The sequence below is a fragment of the Pseudonocardia sp. Ae150A_Ps1 genome (assembly GCF_001932315.1).
Lineage (GTDB): Bacteria > Actinomycetota > Actinomycetes > Mycobacteriales > Pseudonocardiaceae > Pseudonocardia.
Genome location: NZ_MCIJ01000001.1, coordinates 4,232,730 through 4,251,288 on the forward strand (window position 1 = coordinate 4,232,730; position 18,559 = coordinate 4,251,288).

General features: G+C 73.5%; 16 protein-coding genes. 14 read left to right on the forward strand and 2 right to left on the reverse strand.

Annotation, left to right across the window (positions count from 1 at the left end):
* The first annotated feature begins 78 nt into the window (after positions 1-78).
* Together Ae150APs1_RS34370 and Ae150APs1_RS19915 are read left to right on the forward strand one after the other, a co-directional pair.
* On the forward strand, positions 79-903 hold the full coding sequence (locus Ae150APs1_RS34370) for an NUDIX domain-containing protein (protein WP_283160254.1): 825 nt from the start codon (positions 79-81) through the stop codon (positions 901-903).
* Between the two features lie 254 nt (positions 904-1,157).
* Positions 1,158-2,045, forward strand: a complete 888-nt coding sequence (locus Ae150APs1_RS19915; RefSeq protein WP_075299553.1) for a hypothetical protein — start codon at positions 1,158-1,160, stop codon at positions 2,043-2,045.
* Between the two features lie 238 nt (positions 2,046-2,283).
* Here Ae150APs1_RS19915 and Ae150APs1_RS32185 read toward each other — a convergent pair whose 3' ends face one another.
* The gene (locus tag Ae150APs1_RS32185; protein ID WP_170918111.1) at positions 2,284-2,433 is read right to left on the reverse strand and encodes a hypothetical protein; all 150 of its coding nucleotides are present in this window, start codon (positions 2,431-2,433) and stop codon (positions 2,284-2,286) included.
* A gap of 124 nt (positions 2,434-2,557) precedes the next feature.
* Here Ae150APs1_RS32185 and typA point away from each other — a divergent pair, with 124 nt between their 5' ends.
* The 10 genes from typA (at position 2,558) to Ae150APs1_RS19965 (ending at position 15,872) form a co-directional block, all read left to right on the forward strand.
* Entirely contained in the window at positions 2,558-4,453 is a 1,896-nt protein-coding gene (gene typA, locus Ae150APs1_RS19920) for a translational GTPase TypA (RefSeq protein WP_249266577.1), read from the forward strand.
* A gap of 160 nt (positions 4,454-4,613) precedes the next feature.
* Positions 4,614-6,482, forward strand: coding sequence for an ABC transporter substrate-binding protein (locus tag Ae150APs1_RS19925; protein ID WP_075299555.1), 1,869 nt, complete (start codon positions 4,614-4,616; stop codon positions 6,480-6,482).
* Between the two features lie 319 nt (positions 6,483-6,801).
* Positions 6,802-8,508 carry a peptide ABC transporter substrate-binding protein gene (locus Ae150APs1_RS19930; protein WP_075299557.1) on the forward strand — a complete coding sequence of 569 codons (1,707 nt, stop codon included), beginning with the start codon at positions 6,802-6,804 and terminating at the stop codon, positions 8,506-8,508.
* Positions 8,509-8,589: 81 nt separating this feature from the next.
* On the forward strand, positions 8,590-9,522 hold the full coding sequence (locus Ae150APs1_RS19935) for an ABC transporter permease (protein WP_010241593.1): 933 nt from the start codon (positions 8,590-8,592) through the stop codon (positions 9,520-9,522).
* A gap of 51 nt (positions 9,523-9,573) precedes the next feature.
* Positions 9,574-10,557, forward strand: coding sequence for an ABC transporter permease (locus Ae150APs1_RS19940; RefSeq protein WP_010241592.1), 984 nt, complete (start codon positions 9,574-9,576; stop codon positions 10,555-10,557).
* Position 10,558: 1 nt separating this feature from the next.
* Positions 10,559-12,622 (forward strand): ABC transporter ATP-binding protein, encoded by a 2,064-nt coding sequence (locus Ae150APs1_RS19945; protein WP_075299559.1) that lies wholly within the window; start codon positions 10,559-10,561, stop codon positions 12,620-12,622.
* A 35-nt stretch (positions 12,623-12,657) separates the two neighbouring features.
* The gene (gene tsaD / locus Ae150APs1_RS19950) at positions 12,658-13,776 is read left to right on the forward strand and encodes a tRNA (adenosine(37)-N6)-threonylcarbamoyltransferase complex transferase subunit TsaD (RefSeq protein ID WP_075299561.1); all 1,119 of its coding nucleotides are present in this window, start codon (positions 12,658-12,660) and stop codon (positions 13,774-13,776) included.
* 9 nt (positions 13,777-13,785) lie between these two features.
* Positions 13,786-14,676: an N-acetyl-1-D-myo-inositol-2-amino-2-deoxy-alpha-D-glucopyranoside deacetylase gene (gene mshB, locus Ae150APs1_RS19955; protein WP_060573938.1), complete on the forward strand. Its 891-nt coding sequence runs from the start codon at positions 13,786-13,788 to the stop codon at positions 14,674-14,676.
* Entirely contained in the window at positions 14,673-15,059 is a 387-nt protein-coding gene (locus tag Ae150APs1_RS19960) for a hypothetical protein (protein WP_075299563.1), read from the forward strand. The genes mshB and Ae150APs1_RS19960 overlap by 4 nt, the downstream gene beginning before the upstream one ends.
* Before the next feature lie 12 nt (positions 15,060-15,071).
* The gene (locus tag Ae150APs1_RS19965; RefSeq protein ID WP_349289888.1) at positions 15,072-15,872 is read left to right on the forward strand and encodes a hypothetical protein; all 801 of its coding nucleotides are present in this window, start codon (positions 15,072-15,074) and stop codon (positions 15,870-15,872) included.
* A gap of 17 nt (positions 15,873-15,889) precedes the next feature.
* On the opposite strand, the gene Ae150APs1_RS19970 is transcribed toward Ae150APs1_RS19965, so the two are convergent.
* Positions 15,890-16,960 (reverse strand): GNAT family N-acetyltransferase, encoded by a 1,071-nt coding sequence (locus tag Ae150APs1_RS19970; RefSeq protein ID WP_139316994.1) that lies wholly within the window; start codon positions 16,958-16,960, stop codon positions 15,890-15,892.
* 127 nt (positions 16,961-17,087) lie between these two features.
* Here Ae150APs1_RS19970 and fdxA point away from each other — a divergent pair, with 127 nt between their 5' ends.
* Positions 17,088-17,414, forward strand: a complete 327-nt coding sequence (gene fdxA / locus Ae150APs1_RS19975) for a ferredoxin (RefSeq protein WP_010241582.1) — start codon at positions 17,088-17,090, stop codon at positions 17,412-17,414.
* The gene (gene dapC, locus Ae150APs1_RS19980) at positions 17,411-18,514 is read left to right on the forward strand and encodes a succinyldiaminopimelate transaminase (RefSeq protein WP_075299569.1); all 1,104 of its coding nucleotides are present in this window, start codon (positions 17,411-17,413) and stop codon (positions 18,512-18,514) included. The genes fdxA and dapC overlap by 4 nt, the downstream gene beginning before the upstream one ends.
* Positions 18,515-18,559: the final 45 nt, after the last annotated feature.

Sequence of the window (18,559 nt, forward strand, 5' to 3'; positions counted from 1 at the left end):
GACCGCCGGTGGCCGTGGCGTTTCGGCGAGATCCGGCCCGGGACGGCCGCCGGGACCCGTCCTGCGAGGATCGTCCGTGTGCCCGTGCTGACCCTCGACCACCACGTGGACGCACCACCGGCGCTCGTCGCGGGGGTCCTCCGGGAGACGGCCGTTGCGGAGCAGGCGCTCTCCCGGACCGGTGCGCGGCTCACCGCCCCCGCCCGGCTGCTCGTCGCCGGCGACGAGGTGCGGGTCGCCCTGCCGGGCGGGGTCCTCGCCTGCCGGACCCGGATCACCCGGGCCGGCGTTGCCGGAGTGTGGTCCGAGCTCGCGACGGGACCGGCCGCCGTCCTGCGGCACGCGACCCGGGTGATCCCGGACGGCGCCGGTACCCGGGTCCGCGACGAACTCACCTGGTCACCGCCGTTCGGCGTCCTCGGACGGCTCTCCGATCCGGTGCTGCGCCGGTACGGCCGTCGCCTGCTCGGGGCGCGCCGCGACGTCGTCGCCGAGCGGGCCGGGGAGCTGGGCCGGGCCCCCGTCGTCGTCGGTGCGGCGATCGTGCGCGACGGGCGGCTGCTCGTCGCCCAGCGGTCCTACCCGGCCGAGATCGCCGGTCGCTGGGAGCTGCCCGGAGGTGGGGTCGAGCCAGGGGAGAGCGAGACGGACGCGCTCGTCCGGGAGTGCCGAGAGGAGCTGGGGGCACGGATCCGCGCGGACGGCCGGATCGGGACCGACCTGCCGATCGGGCGCCGGGTGCTGCGTATCCGCACCGCCCGGCTCACGCCGGACTCGCCCGACCCGGAGGCCCGCGAGCACCGGTCGCTGCGATGGGTCGGGGCGCACGAGGTGGCGGCCCTCGGCTGGCTCGACGCGGACCGGGCCGTCGTCGCGGAGCTGGTCGACCTGCTCCGGTCCTGATCCCGGCGCGTGGACCGCGGCGGACCGTGCCGGAACGACGACGGCTCCGGAAGTCGGGGGAACCGCCGGGCCCCGGGTGTCGTCCAAGCCGCATGACTCGCAGCCCGATGCCCTCTACCCTCCCGCCGTCCCCGTCCCCTGAGCAGGGGCCGGCCGCCGGCTCCGCCGGGGCGCAGGGAGCGCCACCCGGCCGTCGACGGTCGCGGAGCGCCCCGCCCGGTCCTGTCGAGCACCTGCTCGCCGCCCAGGACGGTGTGCTCTCCCGTGGCCAGGCGGTGCGGGCGGGCGTCTCACCGGACGCCGTGGACCGCCGGCTGGCGGCGCGCCGCTGGGTGCCGGTGCATCCGCGGGTCTACCGGGACACCACGTACGCGGTCACCGATGCCGGCCGGCTGCGGGCGGCGGTGCTGTGGGCGGGGGAGGACGCGGTCCTCACCGGCGCCGCGGCCGCCTGGTGGTGGGGGCTGATCCCGGACGCCCCGGTGACGGTCACCGTGACCGTCCCCCGCCGGCGCGCGCCGCGCCCCCGGCCGGAGGTGCAGGTCCGGCGCCGCGGGCTGAACCAGGCCGACGTCGTGCACCGGGACCGGATCGCCGTCGCCGCGCCGGCGCTCGCGCTGATCGAGGCGGCCCTCGAACCGCACGTCGCGGGGGAGGCTCTGCTGACCCGGGTCCTGTCCGGGGCGGGAACAGGAGGTGCCCGTTCCGTCCCGGACCTGGCCACGCTCACCGCCGCGCTCGGGAGGTACCGCGGCGCGCACGGGTCGTCGGCCGTCGCCCGGATGCTGGCCTCCGCGACCGGGCAGGCCGTCGAGCACGCCCAGCACCGGCTCCGCGCCCTGCTCGTGCAGGAACGGGTGACCGGGTGGCGCTCCGAGCACCAGATCGCGGGCGTCGTCCTGCGGCTGGCGTTCCCCGACGCCCGGGTCGCGGTGGAGATCCGTGGAGCCTCGTCGGTGGGTGACGGGTGCGGGGCGGGCTGGCGGCGGGCGATGCTCCGCTGGCACGGCTGGCGGGTGCTCGTGCTCGACCCGTCGGACCCCGTGGGACGCCCCGCCGCCACCCTCGCCGCGCTGGGCGCCGCGGTGTCCGGGCGACCGGCCGGGCCCGGTGGTGCCACGGCCAGACGGGCCGCCGGATGACGGCTCCGGTGGCCCCGCGGCACCGGGGTGACGCAGCAGACCGTGCGATCCCGGCCATGCCCGCGGTGCGGTCCGGGGTGCTCCCGGACACCGCCGAAGGACGGGTTCGACCGGCCGTCGTCGGGGGCGCACGCGGAGCCCGGGGACGCGCTCCGCCGCGCTCCGGGCCACTCCGCCCGCCCGGCCCGTGTCGATCGACGGACCGGTTCAGCCGCTGATCAGCGGTCGTCCACTGTGGTCAGTAGATCCGTGCGACCTTGAGTGCGCGCTGGTAGGACTTGCCGCTCAGGTCGTCGGCACCGACCTTGCGCAGGCGCATCGCGACCACCGGGCAGTTCTTGCAGCACTTCGGCTTGGAGCGGCAGCACTTCTTCTCGACCTTACCCATGATGAGGTCAGGCTAACCTGCACCGCGGGCAGGGGCCAGGGGTTGCTGCCGATACCGTGGTGGTGTGACCATCCCTCGTTCCGCCTCGGCCCTCGACGCTGCCTCCGCGATCGGAAGCGACGCCGTGCCCGATTCCGCGGGCCGGCCCGAGCTGCGCAACGTCGCGATCGTTGCGCACGTCGACCACGGCAAGACGACCCTCGTCGATGCGATGCTGCGCCAGTCCGGCGCCTTCGGCGAACGCGCCGAGCCCGTCGACCGGATCATGGACTCCGGCGACCTCGAGCGCGAGAAGGGCATCACGATCCTCGCCAAGCACACCGCGGTGAGCTGGCAGGGCTACACGATCAACGTCGTCGACACCCCCGGCCACGCCGACTTCGGTGGCGAGGTCGAGCGCGGCCTGTCCATGGTCGACGGTGTCGTCCTGCTGGTCGACGCCTCCGAGGGCCCGCTGCCGCAGACCCGTTTCGTGCTGCGCAAGACCCTCGCCGCCGGCCTGCCGGTCATGCTCGTGGTCAACAAGACCGACCGTGGCGACGCCCGGATCGCCGAGGTCGTCGACGAGTCCCTCGAGCTGCTGCTGGAGCTTGCCGACGAGCTGGGCCTCGACGAGTCGGCCACCGCACACCTGCTCGACCTGCCGGTCGTCTACGCCTCCGGGCGGGCCGGGAAGGCCTCCCGGATCCGCCCGGGCGACGGCGAGCTGCCCGACTCCGACGACCTCACCCCGCTCTTCGAGACGCTGCTCGACGTCGTCCCGCCGCCGGCCGACGACCCGTCCGCGCCGCTGCAGATGCACGTCACCAACCTCGACGCGTCCAGCTTCCTCGGCCGGATCGCGCTCTGCCGGATCCGTGGCGGCGTGCTCCGTCGCGGCCAGCAGGTCGCCTGGTGCCGGGAGGACGGCAGCACCCCGCGCGTCAAGATCACCGAGCTGATGATGACCGAGGCGCTCACCCGTGTCCCGGCCGAGGAGGCCCGAGCCGGTGACCTCGTCGCCGTCGCCGGGATCGCGGACGTGACCATCGGCGACACCCTCGCCGACCCGGAGCACCCGGTCGCGTTGCCGCGGATCGACGTCGACGAGCCCGCCATCTCGATGACGATCGGCACCAACACCTCGCCGCTGGCCGGTCGCGACCCGCTGCCCGGCAAGAAGCTGACCGCCCGGCTGGTGAAGAACCGGCTGGACTCCGAGCTCATCGGCAACGTGTCCGTCCGGGTGCTGCCGACCGACCGTCCGGACACCTGGGAGGTCCAGGGCCGTGGCGAGCTGGCCCTTGCGGTCCTCGTCGAGCAGATGCGCCGGGAGGGCTTCGAGCTCACCGTCGGCCGTCCGCAGGTCGTCACGAAGACGATCGACGGGAAGCTGCACGAGCCGTTCGAGCAGCTCTCGGTCGACGTCCCGGACGACAGCCTCGGCGGTGTCACCCAGCTGCTCGCCGGCCGCAAGGGCGAGATGGGCGACATGGTGCACGGTGAGGGGCGCGTGCGGCTGGAGTTCCGGGTCCCGGCCCGTGGCCTGATCGGCTTCCGGACCGAGTTCCTCACGCTCACCCGCGGCGCCGGGATCGCCAGCCACGTCTTCGACGGCTACGGCCCGTGGGTCGGTGAGATCCGCACCCGCAACAAGGGCTCGCTGATCTCCGACCGCAGCGGCCCCGTCACCGGCCACGCGGTCGACCAGCTCTCCGACCGCGGGACCCTGTTCGTCGGTCCGACCACGCTGGTCTACGGCGGCATGGTCGTCGGCGAGTACACCCGCAACGAGGACCTCGAGGTCAACATCACCCGGGAGAAGAAGCTCTCGAACGTCCGGTCCTCGACGTCCGACGTGCTGGTCAAGCTGGTCCCGCCGACGATCCTGAGCCTCGAGCAGTCGCTGGAGTTCTGCGCGCCCGACGAGTGCGTCGAGATCACCCCGCAGAACGTCCGGATCCGCAAGATCGAGCTGGACCCGAACCTGCGTGCCCGCGCCCGGTCGCGGGCCAAGGCGGCGGCGAACGCCGAGAAGTGAGGTCCGGGGTCCGCGGCGGGTCGTGCGCCCGGGTGCGCAGAGCAAGGCGGTGCGCCCGGGTGCAGGGAGCAGACCGGTGCGCCGGAGTGTGCAGAGCAAAGGCACCCGCCGACGGACCCCGTCCGCCGGGCCGGGAGGACCGGACGGGGATAATGCCGACGTGAGAGCACGTCGACCGATCCGAGCGCTCCCCGCGCTGCTGCTGGCCGGCCTGCTGGCGCTGACCGCCTGCTCCGCGGACCCGCAGCCGGCACCTCCGCCGGACATCGACCAGCCGGCCGAACCCGTGACGACCCCGAGCCGGGTTGTGGCGGGGATCGACGACTTGGGCGCCGGGTTCAACCCGCACCTGCGGTCGGACCAGTCGACGGCGACCACGGCGATCGCCGCGATGACGATGCCGTCGGTGTTCCGGTCCGGCGCGCAGGGCGTCCGGCAGCTCGACCGGACGGTGGCCACCGACGCGAAGGTCACCTCCCAGAGCCCGTTCACGGTCAGCTACGAGCTCAACGTCGAGGCCGGCTGGTCGACCGGCGCGCCGATCGCCGCCGAGGACTTCGTCTACCTCTGGCAGCAGATGCGCAGCCAGCCCAACACCATCGGCGCCGCCGGCTACCGGGAGATCACCGACGTCCGGTCGCGCGCCGCGGGCAAGGCCGTCGACGTCGTCTTCCGCGAGCCCTACCCGCACTGGCCGGAGCTGTTCGACAACCTCCTGCCCGCGCACCTGCTCAAGGACGCCCCCGGTGGCTGGACCGCGCCGTTCGCGAACGGCACTCCCGCCGCGGGTGGCCCGTTCCGCCTGATGCAGGTCGACCGGCTGCGCGGTGAGGTGCTGCTCGTCCGCAACGACCCCTACTGGGACACGCCGGCGGTGCTCGACGAGTTCGTCCTGCGCCGGATCCCGGCCGACACCCTCCCTACCGCGTTGGAGAGCCAGGGCATCGACCTGGCCCTGCCCGACGCCCGGCCGGAGATCACCCAGGCGCTCGACGTGCTGGCGCGCTCCCCGGAGCCCCCGACGGTCCAGAGCGCCCCGCGCCCGTCGGTGCAGCAGCTCGCGTTCCGCACCCAGGACGGGCCGCTCGCCGACCCGCGGGTGCGCGAGGGCATCGCGGCGAGCCTGGACCGCGGCGCGATCCGCGAACGGGTCAGCCCGGACTCGGTCCCGGTGGACGCGTTCGGGTTCGCCCCCTCCGACGCGGGCTACGCGCCGACGGCCCCCGCGGGCGCCCCCGGGCGTCCCGATCCGGCGGTCGCGGAGCGGGCCTTCACCGAGGCCGGCTACGTGCGCGGTGCCGACGGGCGCTGGACGCTCGGCGGCCGGCCGCTGTCGATCGTGATCGGTGCGGGCGCGGAACGCAGCGAGGACGTCGAGATCGCCCGCGTCGTCGCCGAACAGCTCCGGGTCGCCGGGATCGGGTCGACGGTCGTCGCGCCGTCGGCGACGGACCTGCTCTCGAACGCGAGCGTCGCCCCGACGACGCCGACGCCGACGTCGGCCTCGACGATCACGCCGACGCCGGCTCCCACGCCCGCCCCGGCCCCCGGCGGGGCGCCGGGGGAGCAGGCGCCCACGACGTCGTCGAGCCCGACCTCGTCGTCGAGCGACTCCGACGACGCGTCCCAGGTCGCGGTCGACCTGCTGGTCGCGCCGCGGCCGGCGTACGGGGAGATCGGGCCGCGGCTGGACTCCGACTACGGCTGCCCGCCCGGTGACCTCCCGGAGGACCTGCCCGGAACGTCGTGCTTCCCGGCGCTGCAGCCGCTGCTCGACGAGCTGCTGGTCGGTGACGCCGATCCGGCCGTCGTCGGCGAGGCGGAGCGGGTCCTGTGGCGCCAGCTGCCGGCGCTGCCGCTGTTCCAGGCGCAGGGCCTGGTGATCAGCAACCGGGAGACCGACGCGGCCACCCGGGTGACGCCGGGGCCGATCCAGAGCGGCCCGATGACGGGTGCCCGGACCTGGGCCGAGCCGGAGGGCTCCGCCGAGGAGGAGATGTCGACGCAGCCGGGCGACCGCGGCAACTGACGCCTGATCCGGCACCCGGAGGGTGCGCTGCGTCCCGCTTCCGTGACGGCTAGTGGTACGTGTGTACCAAACAGGTTTCGAAGTGCATCGGACCCCTGGGAACGCGCGTCTCCCGTTGTTACTGTCCCGTCCGTTCGCGACGGTGTTACGTCGATCGGAGGTCACCCTTTGGTCACGATCGACCACCGGCGTCGCGGCCGGAGGAACGCCATTCCTAGCGTCCTCTCGGGCGGTTACCCGGCAGTACATCCGGGGAACCGCCCGGTCCCGAGCGGGTGCCACGCCGGCGTGCGCCCACCGATTTCGAGAGGCACGACAGATGAGGGGTAGAAGGGCGGCCGCCTCGGCCATCGCCCTGACCGCGGTGGTGGGGCTCGTCCTCACCGGCTGCAGCCAGCAGAGCAACACGGGGACCTCGGGGGACGCCGCGCAGGCCGGCGCCGGGTTCCCGGAGACGCCCGTTCCCGAGCAGGTGCCCGGCAAGCCGGGCGGGATCTTCCGTTTCGGCATCACGGAGCCGACCGCGATCGACCCGTACAACGTGCAGGAGTCCGAGGGCTCGCTGGTCGCCAAGCAGCTGTTCACCGGCCTCGTGCAGGTGCAGCCGAACGGTGACGAGTACCCGGGCGTCGCCCAGTCCTGGGAGTCGAACGACAACTGCACGCAGTGGACCTTCGCCCTCAAGCCGAACCAGACGTTCTCGAACGGTGAGGCGCTGACCTCGGCGTCGTTCAAGCGCGGGTGGGAGCGCACCAGCGCGAAGGCGTCGGCCTCCGAGGTCTCGTACCACCTGGACCAGGTCCAGGGCTACGACGAGATGCAGGCCGGTACGGCCCAGCAGCTGTCCGGCGTGAACGCGACCGACCCGAACTCGCTGGTCGTGTCGCTGAAGGAGCCGAACTGCGAGTTCGAGCTCCGCACCGCGCACCCCGCGCTGTCCCCGATCCCGACCGTGGCCGGTGGTGCCGACAACGCGACCTACAACGACCTGCCGATCGGCAACGGCCCGTTCAAGATGGACGGCGCGTGGCGGCACGACCAGGGCATCCGCCTGGTCCGCAACGACGCCTACACGGCGGGCGAGAAGGCCAACCTCGACGCCGTCGAGATCACCATCACTCCGGCCGACACCGGCGCGGACACCGAGTACAACGGCTTCCGCAACGGCCAGTTCGACTGGGCCCGGATGCCCACGCCCGTCTACCAGCAGGCGCAGGCCGAGTTCGACCCGCAGGGCAAGTGGCTGTCCCGCAAGACGGCGGGCATCAACTTCCTGGTCGTCAACGTGACCAAGCCGCCGCTGGACACGGTCGCGGCGCGCAAGGCCGTCTCGATGGCCATCGACCGGGCAGCGATCACCGCGGGCGTCTTCCAGGGCGGGCAGTCCCCGGCCACCGCGTTCGTGCCGCCGGCGTTCCCGCAGACCTACCAGCCGGGCGTCTGCGACGCGTGCACGTTCGACCCGGAGCGGGCCAAGCAGCTCGCCCAGGAGGCCGGCTTCCAGCCCGGTACCGAGATCAACTTCCAGTTCAACACCGGTGGCGGGCACGAGGAGTGGACCGCCGCGGTGCGCCAGCAGATCGAGCAGAACCTCGGCATCAAGGTCAACTACGAGGGCGTGCCGTTCCGTGACCTGCTGGACAACCAGCAGTCGCCGACCGTGACCGGCATCTCGCGTCTCGCCTGGAGCGCCGACTACCCGACCGCGGCGAACTTCCTGACGCCGCTGCTGGCCACCCGCTCGATCGGCGCCGCGTCGCCGAACGACCCGGCGCTGGGCGACAACCGGGGCCGCTACTCCAACCCGGAGTTCGACCGGCTGATGGACCAGGCCTCGGCCACCAAGGACGAGGCGCAGCGCGACGACCTGTACAAGCAGGCCGAGAAGATCGCGATCGGGGACGACCTCGCCCTCATCCCGATGTTCGAGCGCCAGCAGTACCGGCTGATCAACACGGAGAAGTTCGCCAACCTCGGCATGGACTTCTACGAGAACCCGACGCTGGAGACCATCACCCTCAAGTGACCCACGGTGCCGGGCCCGCACCGCCGCGATCCGGCGGTGCGGGCCCGGCACCGGGTCCGCTGCTGACGGGAAAACCACCACATGGGTCGCTTCATCACCCGGCGCGTGCTCCAGGGGATCCTGGTCGTCGTCGTCGCCGCACTCCTGATCTTCCTGGCCACCTTCGCGCTCGGTGACCCCTTCGCCTCGACCGGGGAGAAGGCCGTCCCGCCCGAGGTCGCCGCCCTCAACCGCGCCAAGTTCGGCATGGACCAGCCGCTGGTGATCCAGTTCCTGCACTACCTGGGGAACCTGTTCACCGGCGACCTCGGCATCGACTTCGACCAGCGCCGCCCGGTCACCGAGCTGATCGGCGCCGTGCTCCCGAACACGATCATCCTCGGGCTCGTCGCGATGCTGTTCCTGCTGCTGTTCGGGGTCAGCGCCGGCATCCTGGCCGCCGTCAGGCGTTACTCGTTCTGGGACGCGCTCGTCACCGTCCTGACCACGGTCATGATCGGCATTCCGGTCTTCGTCCTCGCGATCTTCCTGGTCGCGAACGTCTCCGGGATCGGGCCGTTCCCGCCGGTGCCGCGCAGCTTCACCGTCGAGGTGCCCTGGTACTTCGACGTGCTGCTGCCCGCCTTCACCCTCGCCGTCATCGAGGCGGCGTTCGTCGCCCGGCTGATGCGCGGGTCGATGCTCGAGGTGCTGCGCGCCGACTACGTGCGCACCGCCCGGGCCAAGGGGCTGCCGGAACGCACCGTGCTCGGCAGGCACGCGGTCCGCAACTCACTGCTGCCGGTCGTCACGTTCGTCGGCCTCACACTGGGCTCCTACGTCGGCGGCGCGATCATCACCGAGACCGTGTTCCAGTACAACGGCGTGGGCTACCTGCTCTCGCGGGCGATCGTGAACAACAACGCGCCGGTGATCATGGCCGTCGTCATCTACACGGTGATCGCGTACGTCGTGCTGAGCCTGATCGTCGACATCCTGTACGCCTACCTCGACCCGCGGATCCGGCTGAACTGACGCTCCGGCGTCGCAGCGGACCGGTCCCGAACCCACGCGAGGCGATCCCTCATGAACCCACCACCCTCCAGCGGCGCGACCACCTCCGCGCCCACCTCGACCCCGGGCACCCCGTCGGACGCCGACCCGTCGTCGGCGCTCCCGGGCGTCCCGGCAGCCGGGCCGGTCGGCCGCCCGCAGGGTCCCGGCCAGTTCACCGAGATCTGGCGCCGCTACCGGCGGAACAAGCTCGCGATGGCCGGCCTGGTGATCGTGGCCTTCCTGGTCGTCGTCGCGATCGTCTCGCCGTTCTCGACGCCCTACGACCCGTTCGAGCAGAACCTGCTCAACACGCTGCAGCCGCCGTCGGCCGACCACTTCTTCGGCACCGACGTGCTGGGCCGCGACCTCTACTCGGGCGTCATCTACGGCACCCGGCTGGCGATGATCGTCGGCGTCTCGACGGTGCTGTTCTCGCTGCTGCTCGGCCTGACCCTGGGCGCGGTGGCCGGGTTCAAGGGCGGTGCCTGGGACTCGGTGATCGGCCGGATCATCGACATCTTCCTGGCGTTCCCCGCGCTGGTCGGCGCGATCGTCATCGTGCGGGCGACCGGCAACGGCGTCGTCCCGGTGATCATCGCGCTGGTGGCGCTGGGCTGGATGACGACGGCGCGCCTGATGCGCGGGCAGGTGCTGGCGCTGCGCGAGGCCGAGTACGTCGAGGCGGCCCGCTCGATCGGCGCGGGCACCGGGCGGATCCTGCGCCGCCACATCCTGCCCAACGCCGTCGCCCCGGTGCTCGTCTACTCGCTGACCAGCATCGGCGTGACGGTCGTGGCGATGGCGTCGCTGTCCTGGCTGGGCGTCGGTGTCCCGCCGGACGTGCCGGAGTGGGGACGCCTGATCGCGTCCGCCGCCCGGTACCTGTCCGCGGACGGGGTCACGCACCTGTGGCTGTTCCCGTCCCTGGCGATCATGCTCACGACGCTCGGGTTCGCCTTCGTCGGCGACGGGCTGCGCGACGCACTCGACCCGAAGCTGCGCGGGGGGAACTGAGATGAGCGAGCACATGCTCGAGGTCCGCGACCTGCGGGTGCACTTCGAGACCGACGGCGGCCTGGTCAAGGCCGTCGACGGCGTCAGCTGGCACGTCGACCGCGGCGAGACCCTCGCGATCGTCGGCGAGTCCGGCTCCGGCAAGTCGGTGTCGACGATGAGCCTGATGGGGCTCGTCCCGGCCCCGCCCGCGACGTTCCCCAGCGGCGAGGTGCTGATGGAGGGCCGCTCGCTGCTGACGATGCCCGAGTCCGAGCAGCGCGCGCTGCGCGGCAAGGACATCGCGATGATCTTCCAGGACCCGCTGACCGCGCTGAACCCGGTCTACAAGGTCGGCGATCAGATCGCCGAGATGATCCGGGCGCACGACCGGCAGGCAGGCAAGGTCACCGCGCGCCGCCGGGCCGTCGACCTGCTCGGAGAGGTCGGCATCCCGAATCCGGCGACCCGGGCGGCGCAGTACCCGCACGAGTTCTCCGGCGGCATGCGGCAGCGCGCGATGATCGCGATGGCGCTGGCCAACGACCCCAAGGTGCTGCTCGCCGACGAGCCGACCACCGCGCTGGACGTCACGGTCCAGGCACAGATCATGAACCTGCTCGAGGAACTGCAGGAGCAGCGCGACACCGCCATCGTGCTGATCACGCACGACCTGGGCCTGGTCGCCGCGCACGCCGACCGGATCCTGGTCATGTACGGCGGCAAGGTCGTCGAGACCGGGACGAACGACGAGATCTTCGCCGAGCCGCGGCACGCCTACACCTACGGGCTGCTGTCGTCGCTGGCCCGGATGGACCAGGCCCGGCCGGAGAAGCTGGAGCCGATCCCGGGGCAGCCGCCGAACCTGGCGCACGTCCCGTCGGGCTGCGCGTTCCACCCGCGGTGCCGGTTCGCCACCGCCACCTGCGCGGAGACTGTCCCGGAGCTGCTGCAGATCACCGGCCGGCCGGGGCACGCGCACGCGTGCCTGCACGCCGACCGGGTCGCCGAGGCCGTCGCGACCCCGCGGGAGCCCGCGGCCCCCGTCGAGCACGCCGCGGGTGCCGACGCGGCCGGCGAGCCGATGCTCCGCACCGACGGACTGACCAAGAAGTTCCCGATCCGCTCGGGGGTGCTGTTCCAGCGCACCGTCGGCGTCGTCCAGGCCGTCGACGGTATCGACCTGGAGATCCCCGAGGGGCGGACGCTGTCGCTGGTCGGCGAGTCCGGCTGCGGCAAGTCGACCGCGGCCCGGGCGATCCTGCGGCTGCACGAGCCCACCGCGGGCACCGTGCACGTCAACGGGCGTGACGTCACCGCGCTGTCCCAGCAGGACCTGCGGACCGCCCGGGAGGACATGCAGATCGTCTTCCAGGACCCGTACGCGTCGCTGAACCCGCGGATGACGGTGCGCTCCATCCTGTCCGAGAAGTACGAGCTGCTCGGCGGCGAACTCACCGACCAGACGATCCCGGAGCTGCTGGAGACCGTCGGCCTGTCCGCCGAGTACGCGGAGCGCTACCCGCACGAGTTCTCCGGCGGGCAGCGCCAGCGGGTCGGCATCGCCAGGGCGATCGCGCTCAACCCGAAGTTCGTCGTGCTCGACGAGCCGGTCTCCGCGCTCGACGTCTCCATCCAGGCGCAGGTCCTGAACCTGCTGGAGCGGGTGCAGCGCGACTTCGGGCTGACCTACCTGTTCATCGCGCACGACCTGTCGGTGGTCCGGCACATCTCGGACCGGGTCGCGGTGATGTACCTGGGCAACGTCGTGGAGGTCGCCGACCGGGACGACCTGTTCGACCGGCCGCAGCACCCCTACACGCAGGCGCTGATCTCGGCCGTCCCGATCCCGGACCCGGCGGTGGAGCGCTCGCGGGAGCGGATCGTGCTGACCGGGGACGTGCCGAACCCGGCCGACCCGCCGTCGGGCTGCCGGTTCCGCACCCGGTGCTGGAAGCACCTGGAGCTGTCCGACGCCGACAAGCAGCGCTGCATCGACGACAAGCCGGTGCTGCAGATCGGGTCCGGGCCCTCGCACCAGGTGGCCTGCCACTTCGCCGAGGAGCGCGAGGTCGTGCGCGCCTGAGGGCTGGCGTCGCGGCGGCACGCCGGGCTGGGAGAATGCCCGGCGTGTCGCTGGTGCTGGGGATCGAGACGTCGTGCGACGAGACCGGGGCCGGTCTCGTCCGGGACGGTGTGCTGCTCGGTGAGGGCCTGGCGTCGTCGGCGGACGAGCACGCCCGCTTCGGCGGGGTCGTCCCCGAGGTCGCGGCCCGCGCCCACGTGAGCGCCGTCGTACCGATGGTCCGGGCGGCCGTCGAGTCGGCCGGGGTCGCGCTGTCCGACGTCGACGCCGTCGCCGTCACCGCAGGGCCGGGACTCTCGCCGGCGCTGCACGTCGGGGTCGCCGCGGCGAAGGCGTACGCGGCCGCGCTGGACGTCCCGCTGTACGGGGTGCACCACCTGGCCGGTCACGCGGCCGTCGACGTGCTGGAGCACGGACCGCTCCCGGAACGCTGCGTCTGCCTGATCGTCTCCGGCGGGCACACCTCGCTGCTGTCGCTCGGCGACCTCGCCCGGGACCCGGTCGAGCACCTCGGCGACACCGTCGACGACGCGGCGGGGGAGGCCTTCGACAAGGTCGCCCGGCTGCTCGGCCTGCCCTACCCTGGCGGGCCGTCGGTGTCCCGTGCCGCGCTCGAGGGTGATCCGGCGGCGATCGCGTTCCCGCGGCCGATGACGGGCCCGCGCGACGCGGCGTTCGGGTTCTCCTTCTCCGGGCTCAAGACCGCCGTCGCCCGGCACGTCGAGGCCGCCCAGGACGCGGGCCGCGCGCTCCTGGTCGCGGACGTCGCGGCGTCGTTCCAGATGGCCGTCGTCGACGTGTTGGTGCGCAAGGCGTTGCGGGCCTGCCGCGAACGCGGCGCCGACACCCTGCTCATGGTCGGCGGCGTCGCGGCGAACCGGGTCCTGCGCGCGGAGATGGAGCGGGCCTGCGCCGGCGCGGGGATCACCCTGCGGGTGCCCGCGCCGCGGCTGTGCACCGACAACGGCGCGATGATCGCGGCGCTCGGTGACCTGCTGGTGCGCGGGGGGATCGAACCCGCCGGTCTGGCGTCGACGGCCGTGCCGACGGTCCCGCTGACCGGCGCGTCGGTGCCGGTCCCGCCCGCCGAAGGTGAGGCGGCCGCGTACCCGCTACCCGGATCCGTCGCGCCCCGGACGATCACCGCCTCGTAAGCTCCCCCGGTGTCTCCCGCCCGCCGACTGCTGCTCGTCCACGCACATCCCGACGACGAGACCCTGACCACCGGCGGCACGATCGCTCGCTACGCCGCCGAGCCCGACACCGGCGTCACCGTCGTGACCTGCACCCTCGGCGAGGAGGGCGAGGTGATCCCGCCGGAGCTCGCCGAGCTCGCCCCGGACCGGGGTGACCAGCTGGGCGGGTACCGGATCCGCGAGCTGGACGCGGCGCTCACCGCCCTCGGTGGCCCGGACCACCGCTACCTGGGCGGGGCCGGCCGCTGGCGGGACACCGGGATGGTGCTCGCCGGGCACGGCACGCGGGCCGCGCTGCCGCCGGAGCTGCACCCCCGGGCGTTCGCCGCGCCGGACGTCTTCGGGACCCAGCTGGCCCAGCTGCTCGACGTCGTCGACACGGTCCGGCCGCAGGTGCTGGTGTCCTACGCGGCGGACGGGACCTACGGGCATCCCGACCACGTCCGTGCGCACGAACTGACGGTCGCCGCCGCGGCCGCGCGCCCGGACGTCGTCGCCAAGCTGTACTTCGCCGTCCGGTCCACCGCGCTGCTCGACAAGGGCCTCGCCGAGCTGCTCACCGCCTGCGGCGGGGACCCGGGCCGGACCGGTCTGCGCTGGCCCGAGCCCGACGAGCACCCCGGCCACGACACCGCCTCGATCACGACGCGGGTCGACGTCTCGGCCCACGACGACGAGCGGATCGCGGCGATGCGCGCGCACACCACCCAGATCGACGTGCGCAGCGGGGACGGGTGGACGGCGTTCGCGATGAGCAACGAGATCGTCCAGCCGCTGCTGGGTACGGAGGAGTTCGTGCTGCACGGCGCGGACCCGGGGACCTCCGAGACGGACCTGTTCGAGGGAGTCGAGACGTGAGCGACCCGACCCGGCTGCCGTTCGCGGCGCTGCTGGTGGTGATCTCGGTACTGCTGGCGGCCTTCGAGCTGATGTTCCAGATGCTCTACATCGGGCCGGTCCCGGTGCCGGTGGGCACGGTGGTCGTCCTGGTGTCGCTGCCGTGGCTCGTCCACACCACCGTCACCGAGATCTCCCCGACGACGGCCGCCGCCGCCGCGCCGGTGCTGCTGTGGTTCGCGTCGGTGCTGGTGCTGGGGATGTTCGGGCCCGGCGGCGACCTGCTGCTGCCGGCGACGTGGCAGTCGCTCCTGTTGCTGGTCGCGGGCGCCGCCGCCGGTGTGGTCGCGTTCCGGCGGGCCGTCGAGGGCCTCGTGGCCGGTTCCGGACCGAGGGTGCTGTAGACGATGCCCGAGATGCCCGACGACTACCTCGTCACGGTGCTGCGGCCGTTCGTCCGGGCCACCCGGCCCGTCCTCGACGGGCTGCGCGAGTCCGACCCGTTCGGGCTGCGGGCGCGGGTCGCGCCGGGCGTGACCCGCCCGGCCCCGGACGGTTCCGCCGACGGGCCGACCCCCGAGGAGCGCTCGCTCGCCGACAAGATCCTCGACACGCTCGCGTCGGTCCAGGTGCCGGGCACGGCGGCCTGGGCGCGGATGGGCGTCGAGGCCCGCGCGCACTGGTGGGTCTACCGGGTCGGCCGGTTCACGACCCTGATCGCGGCGATCCCGGGACTGGGCGGCGCGCTCGCCCGGACGCTGCCGGTCTCCGACGCCGTCGGTGCCGCGGGGGAGGGGCTGCTGCTCGTGGCGATCGCCGGCGAGCACGGCGTCCGCGACGAGGACCGGCTCGTGGAGCTGCTGGCGTCGGTGCTGTTCCGGCGCGAACTCACGCTGGACCAGCGGGCCCTCACGGCCGAGGAGGACGCGGCGGTCGACGCGCGGGCCTCGGAGCTCACCGGCGATCTGGCGGGCTCCGGGACCCGGGCGACGCTGAAGAGGGTCGGGGCCGCCGTGTGGCGGCTCGGCCGGGCGCTGTGGTCGGTCGAGGACGAGCTCGACAAGCGGCCCAACGGGCGCTTCTACCACCAGTGGATCGGCCTGCTGCCGGTCGTCGGCGTGGTCGGGAAGTACCTCGGCGAGTGGTCGGGGCTCAAGCGTGCCGCCCGGCACGGCCACACGTGGCTGGAGCGCCGCGGGCTCGCTGCCCGCGGCTGAGAGGCCGGCGCACGGGATCAGCTGCGGGCGGGCGCCGGCGCCAGGTAGTGGTAGCGGTGGTGCTCGGTCCATCCGTCGTGGGTGTAGAGCCCGCGGGCGGCGTCGTTGTCGGCGGTGACGTCGAGCATCGCGTGCCGGGCGCCGTGCGCGCGGGCCCACGCGAGCGCACTGCGCATGAGATCGCCGGCCAGGCCGCGGCGGCGGTGCTCAGGGCGGACGTGGAGCCGGGAGACGTAGAAGTGGTCCTCGACGACCGCGGCCCGGACGACCCCGACGGGCTCGTCCCGCTGGGAGACGATCATGCCGAAGCCGAGCTGGGGGTGGTCTGTCTTCGCCCCTTTGCTCTGCACACCGTGACGCGCCGGGCCCTCCGCGGCCCCGCCTTTGCTCTGCGCACCCGGGCGCGCCACCCCACCGAGGCCGCCGGTCCGGCCGGCGACGACGACCGACCACGCCGGCGTCCCGGGCTCGGGGACGGGCTCGTCGGCGACCGACCACCAGCCGTCCTGCGGGGTGGGCGCCAGGTCGGGTACGGGTTCGTCGGCGGGGACGAGGTCGTCGACCGCGGCCACCAGCACCAGGCAGTCGCCCGGGTCGTCGAGTACCTGCCAACCGGCCTCCCGGACGCGGTTCGACCACGGCGAACCGACCGGGGCCTGGATCAGCGGGGCGATGCCGTGGGTGGCGGCGAACGTCGTCGTCCCGTCCAGCGCGGTCACGAGCGGCACACCGGGGTCACCGAGCACGAGCGTCGAGTTGGCGCGCTTGGTGTAGCCGCCTGCGGCCCGCAGGAGCCATCCGCCCTGCTCCACCTGTACCGGGGCGGGCCAGGCCGCGGAGCGGAGCCGTTCGAGCCGGGCGACGGCCGCCCGGGACGCTCTCCGGGCCGGCGCGGGTGGCACCTCCCGCACGGCGACGACGGCGTCGCGCGCCACCCGGACCGGTCCCGAACGGGTGTGCACGACCACACCGTCCGGCCCGTCGGGGGTGAGGTCGCCCACGGCGTCGGTCAGGCCGGGGCCCGCTGCGCCCTCCGGTGCGATGCGGTGCCGCAGGCTGACCCGGCGTCCGTGCAACTCGTCCAGCATGTCGCCGACCACCTCACTCCTGCCCCTGCCGGGGTCGCGGGTTAACCTGCGGGAGTCCCAGTTTGACCGGGCACCCCACCACCACATGATCTACGGGGGCCCGCGGCCCGAGTGGAGGACCACCGAAGTGACCTACGTGATCGCCGAGCCCTGCGTCGACCTGCTCGACAAGGCGTGCATCGAGGAATGCCCGGTGGACTGCATCTACGAGGGCGGCCGGATGCTCTACATCCACCCCGACGAGTGCGTCGACTGCGGTGCGTGTGAGCCGGTCTGCCCCGTCGAGGCGATCTACTACGAGGACGATGTCCCGGACCAGTGGGCCGCCTACACCAAGGCCAACGTCGACTTCTTCGACGAGCTCGGTTCGCCGGGCGGTGCGTCCAAGGTCGGGAAGGTCGACATGGACGTGGAGCCGGCCAAGAGCCTGCCCCCGCAGGAACACGACGAGTGAGCCGGCTGGACCTTCCCGACTTCCCCTGGGACTCGCTGGTCCCGGCGCGTGAGCGGGCGGCGGCGCACCCGGGCGGCATCGTCGACCTCTCGGTCGGCACGCCGGTCGACCCGGTCCCCGCGGTCGTCCGCGACGCGCTCTCCGGGCCCGCCGCCGGGGAACCCGGCTACCCGACGACGCACGGCCCCGCGCCGCTGCGGGAGGCGATCGTCGCCTCGCTGCAGCGGCGCTTCGGTGTGGACGGCGTCGACCCGGCGGCGGTGCTGCCGACGATCGGCTCCAAGGAGATGGTCGCCTGGCTGCCGACGTTGCTCGGGCTCACCGGCGGCGACACGGTCGTCATCCCGGAGCTGGCCTACCCGACCTACGAGGTGGGTGCCCGGCTGGCCGGGGCCGACCACGTCCGGTCCGACGGCCTGACCGCGGCCGGTCCGGCCCGCGTCCGGCTGGTCTGGCTGAACTCGCCGTCGAATCCCACCGGGCGGGTCCTTCCGGTCGAGCACCTGCGGAAGGTCGTCGCGTGGGCCCGGGAACGGGGCGCGGTCGTCGCGTCCGACGAGTGCTACCTGGGGCTCCCCGGCGAGGCCGACCCGGCGCCGCGCTCGGTGCTGCACCCCGACGTCTGCGACGGCGACGTCACCGGCCTGCTCGCCGTGCACTCGCTGTCCAAGGTGTCGAACCTGGCCGGGTACCGCGCCGGGTTCGTCGCCGGTGACCCGGCCCTGGTCTCGGGTCTGCTGGAGGTGCGCAAGCACGCCGGCATGATCGTCCCGCGGCCGGTGCAGGCCGCGCTCGGGGCGGCCGTCTCGGACGACGCCCACGTCACCGAGCAGGCCGCGCGCTACGACGACCGTCGTACCCGCCTGCGTGCCGGGCTGGAGAAGGCGGGGCTCGAGATCGAGCACTCGCAGGCCGGGCTCTACCTGTGGGCCACCATGGGTGAGCAGTGCAGAGCCACCGTGGACCGGCTCGCCGATCTCGGCATCCTCGTCGCGCCCGGCGAGTTCTACGGCCGGGCCGGCTCCCGGCACGTCCGCGTCGGGCTGACCGCACCGGACGAGCGCATCGACGCCGCGGTGGAGCGCCTCGGCGGTACCTGAGCACCGCGCGCCGGGCTCCTGCTCCGCGCTGTGCGGCGAGGACGG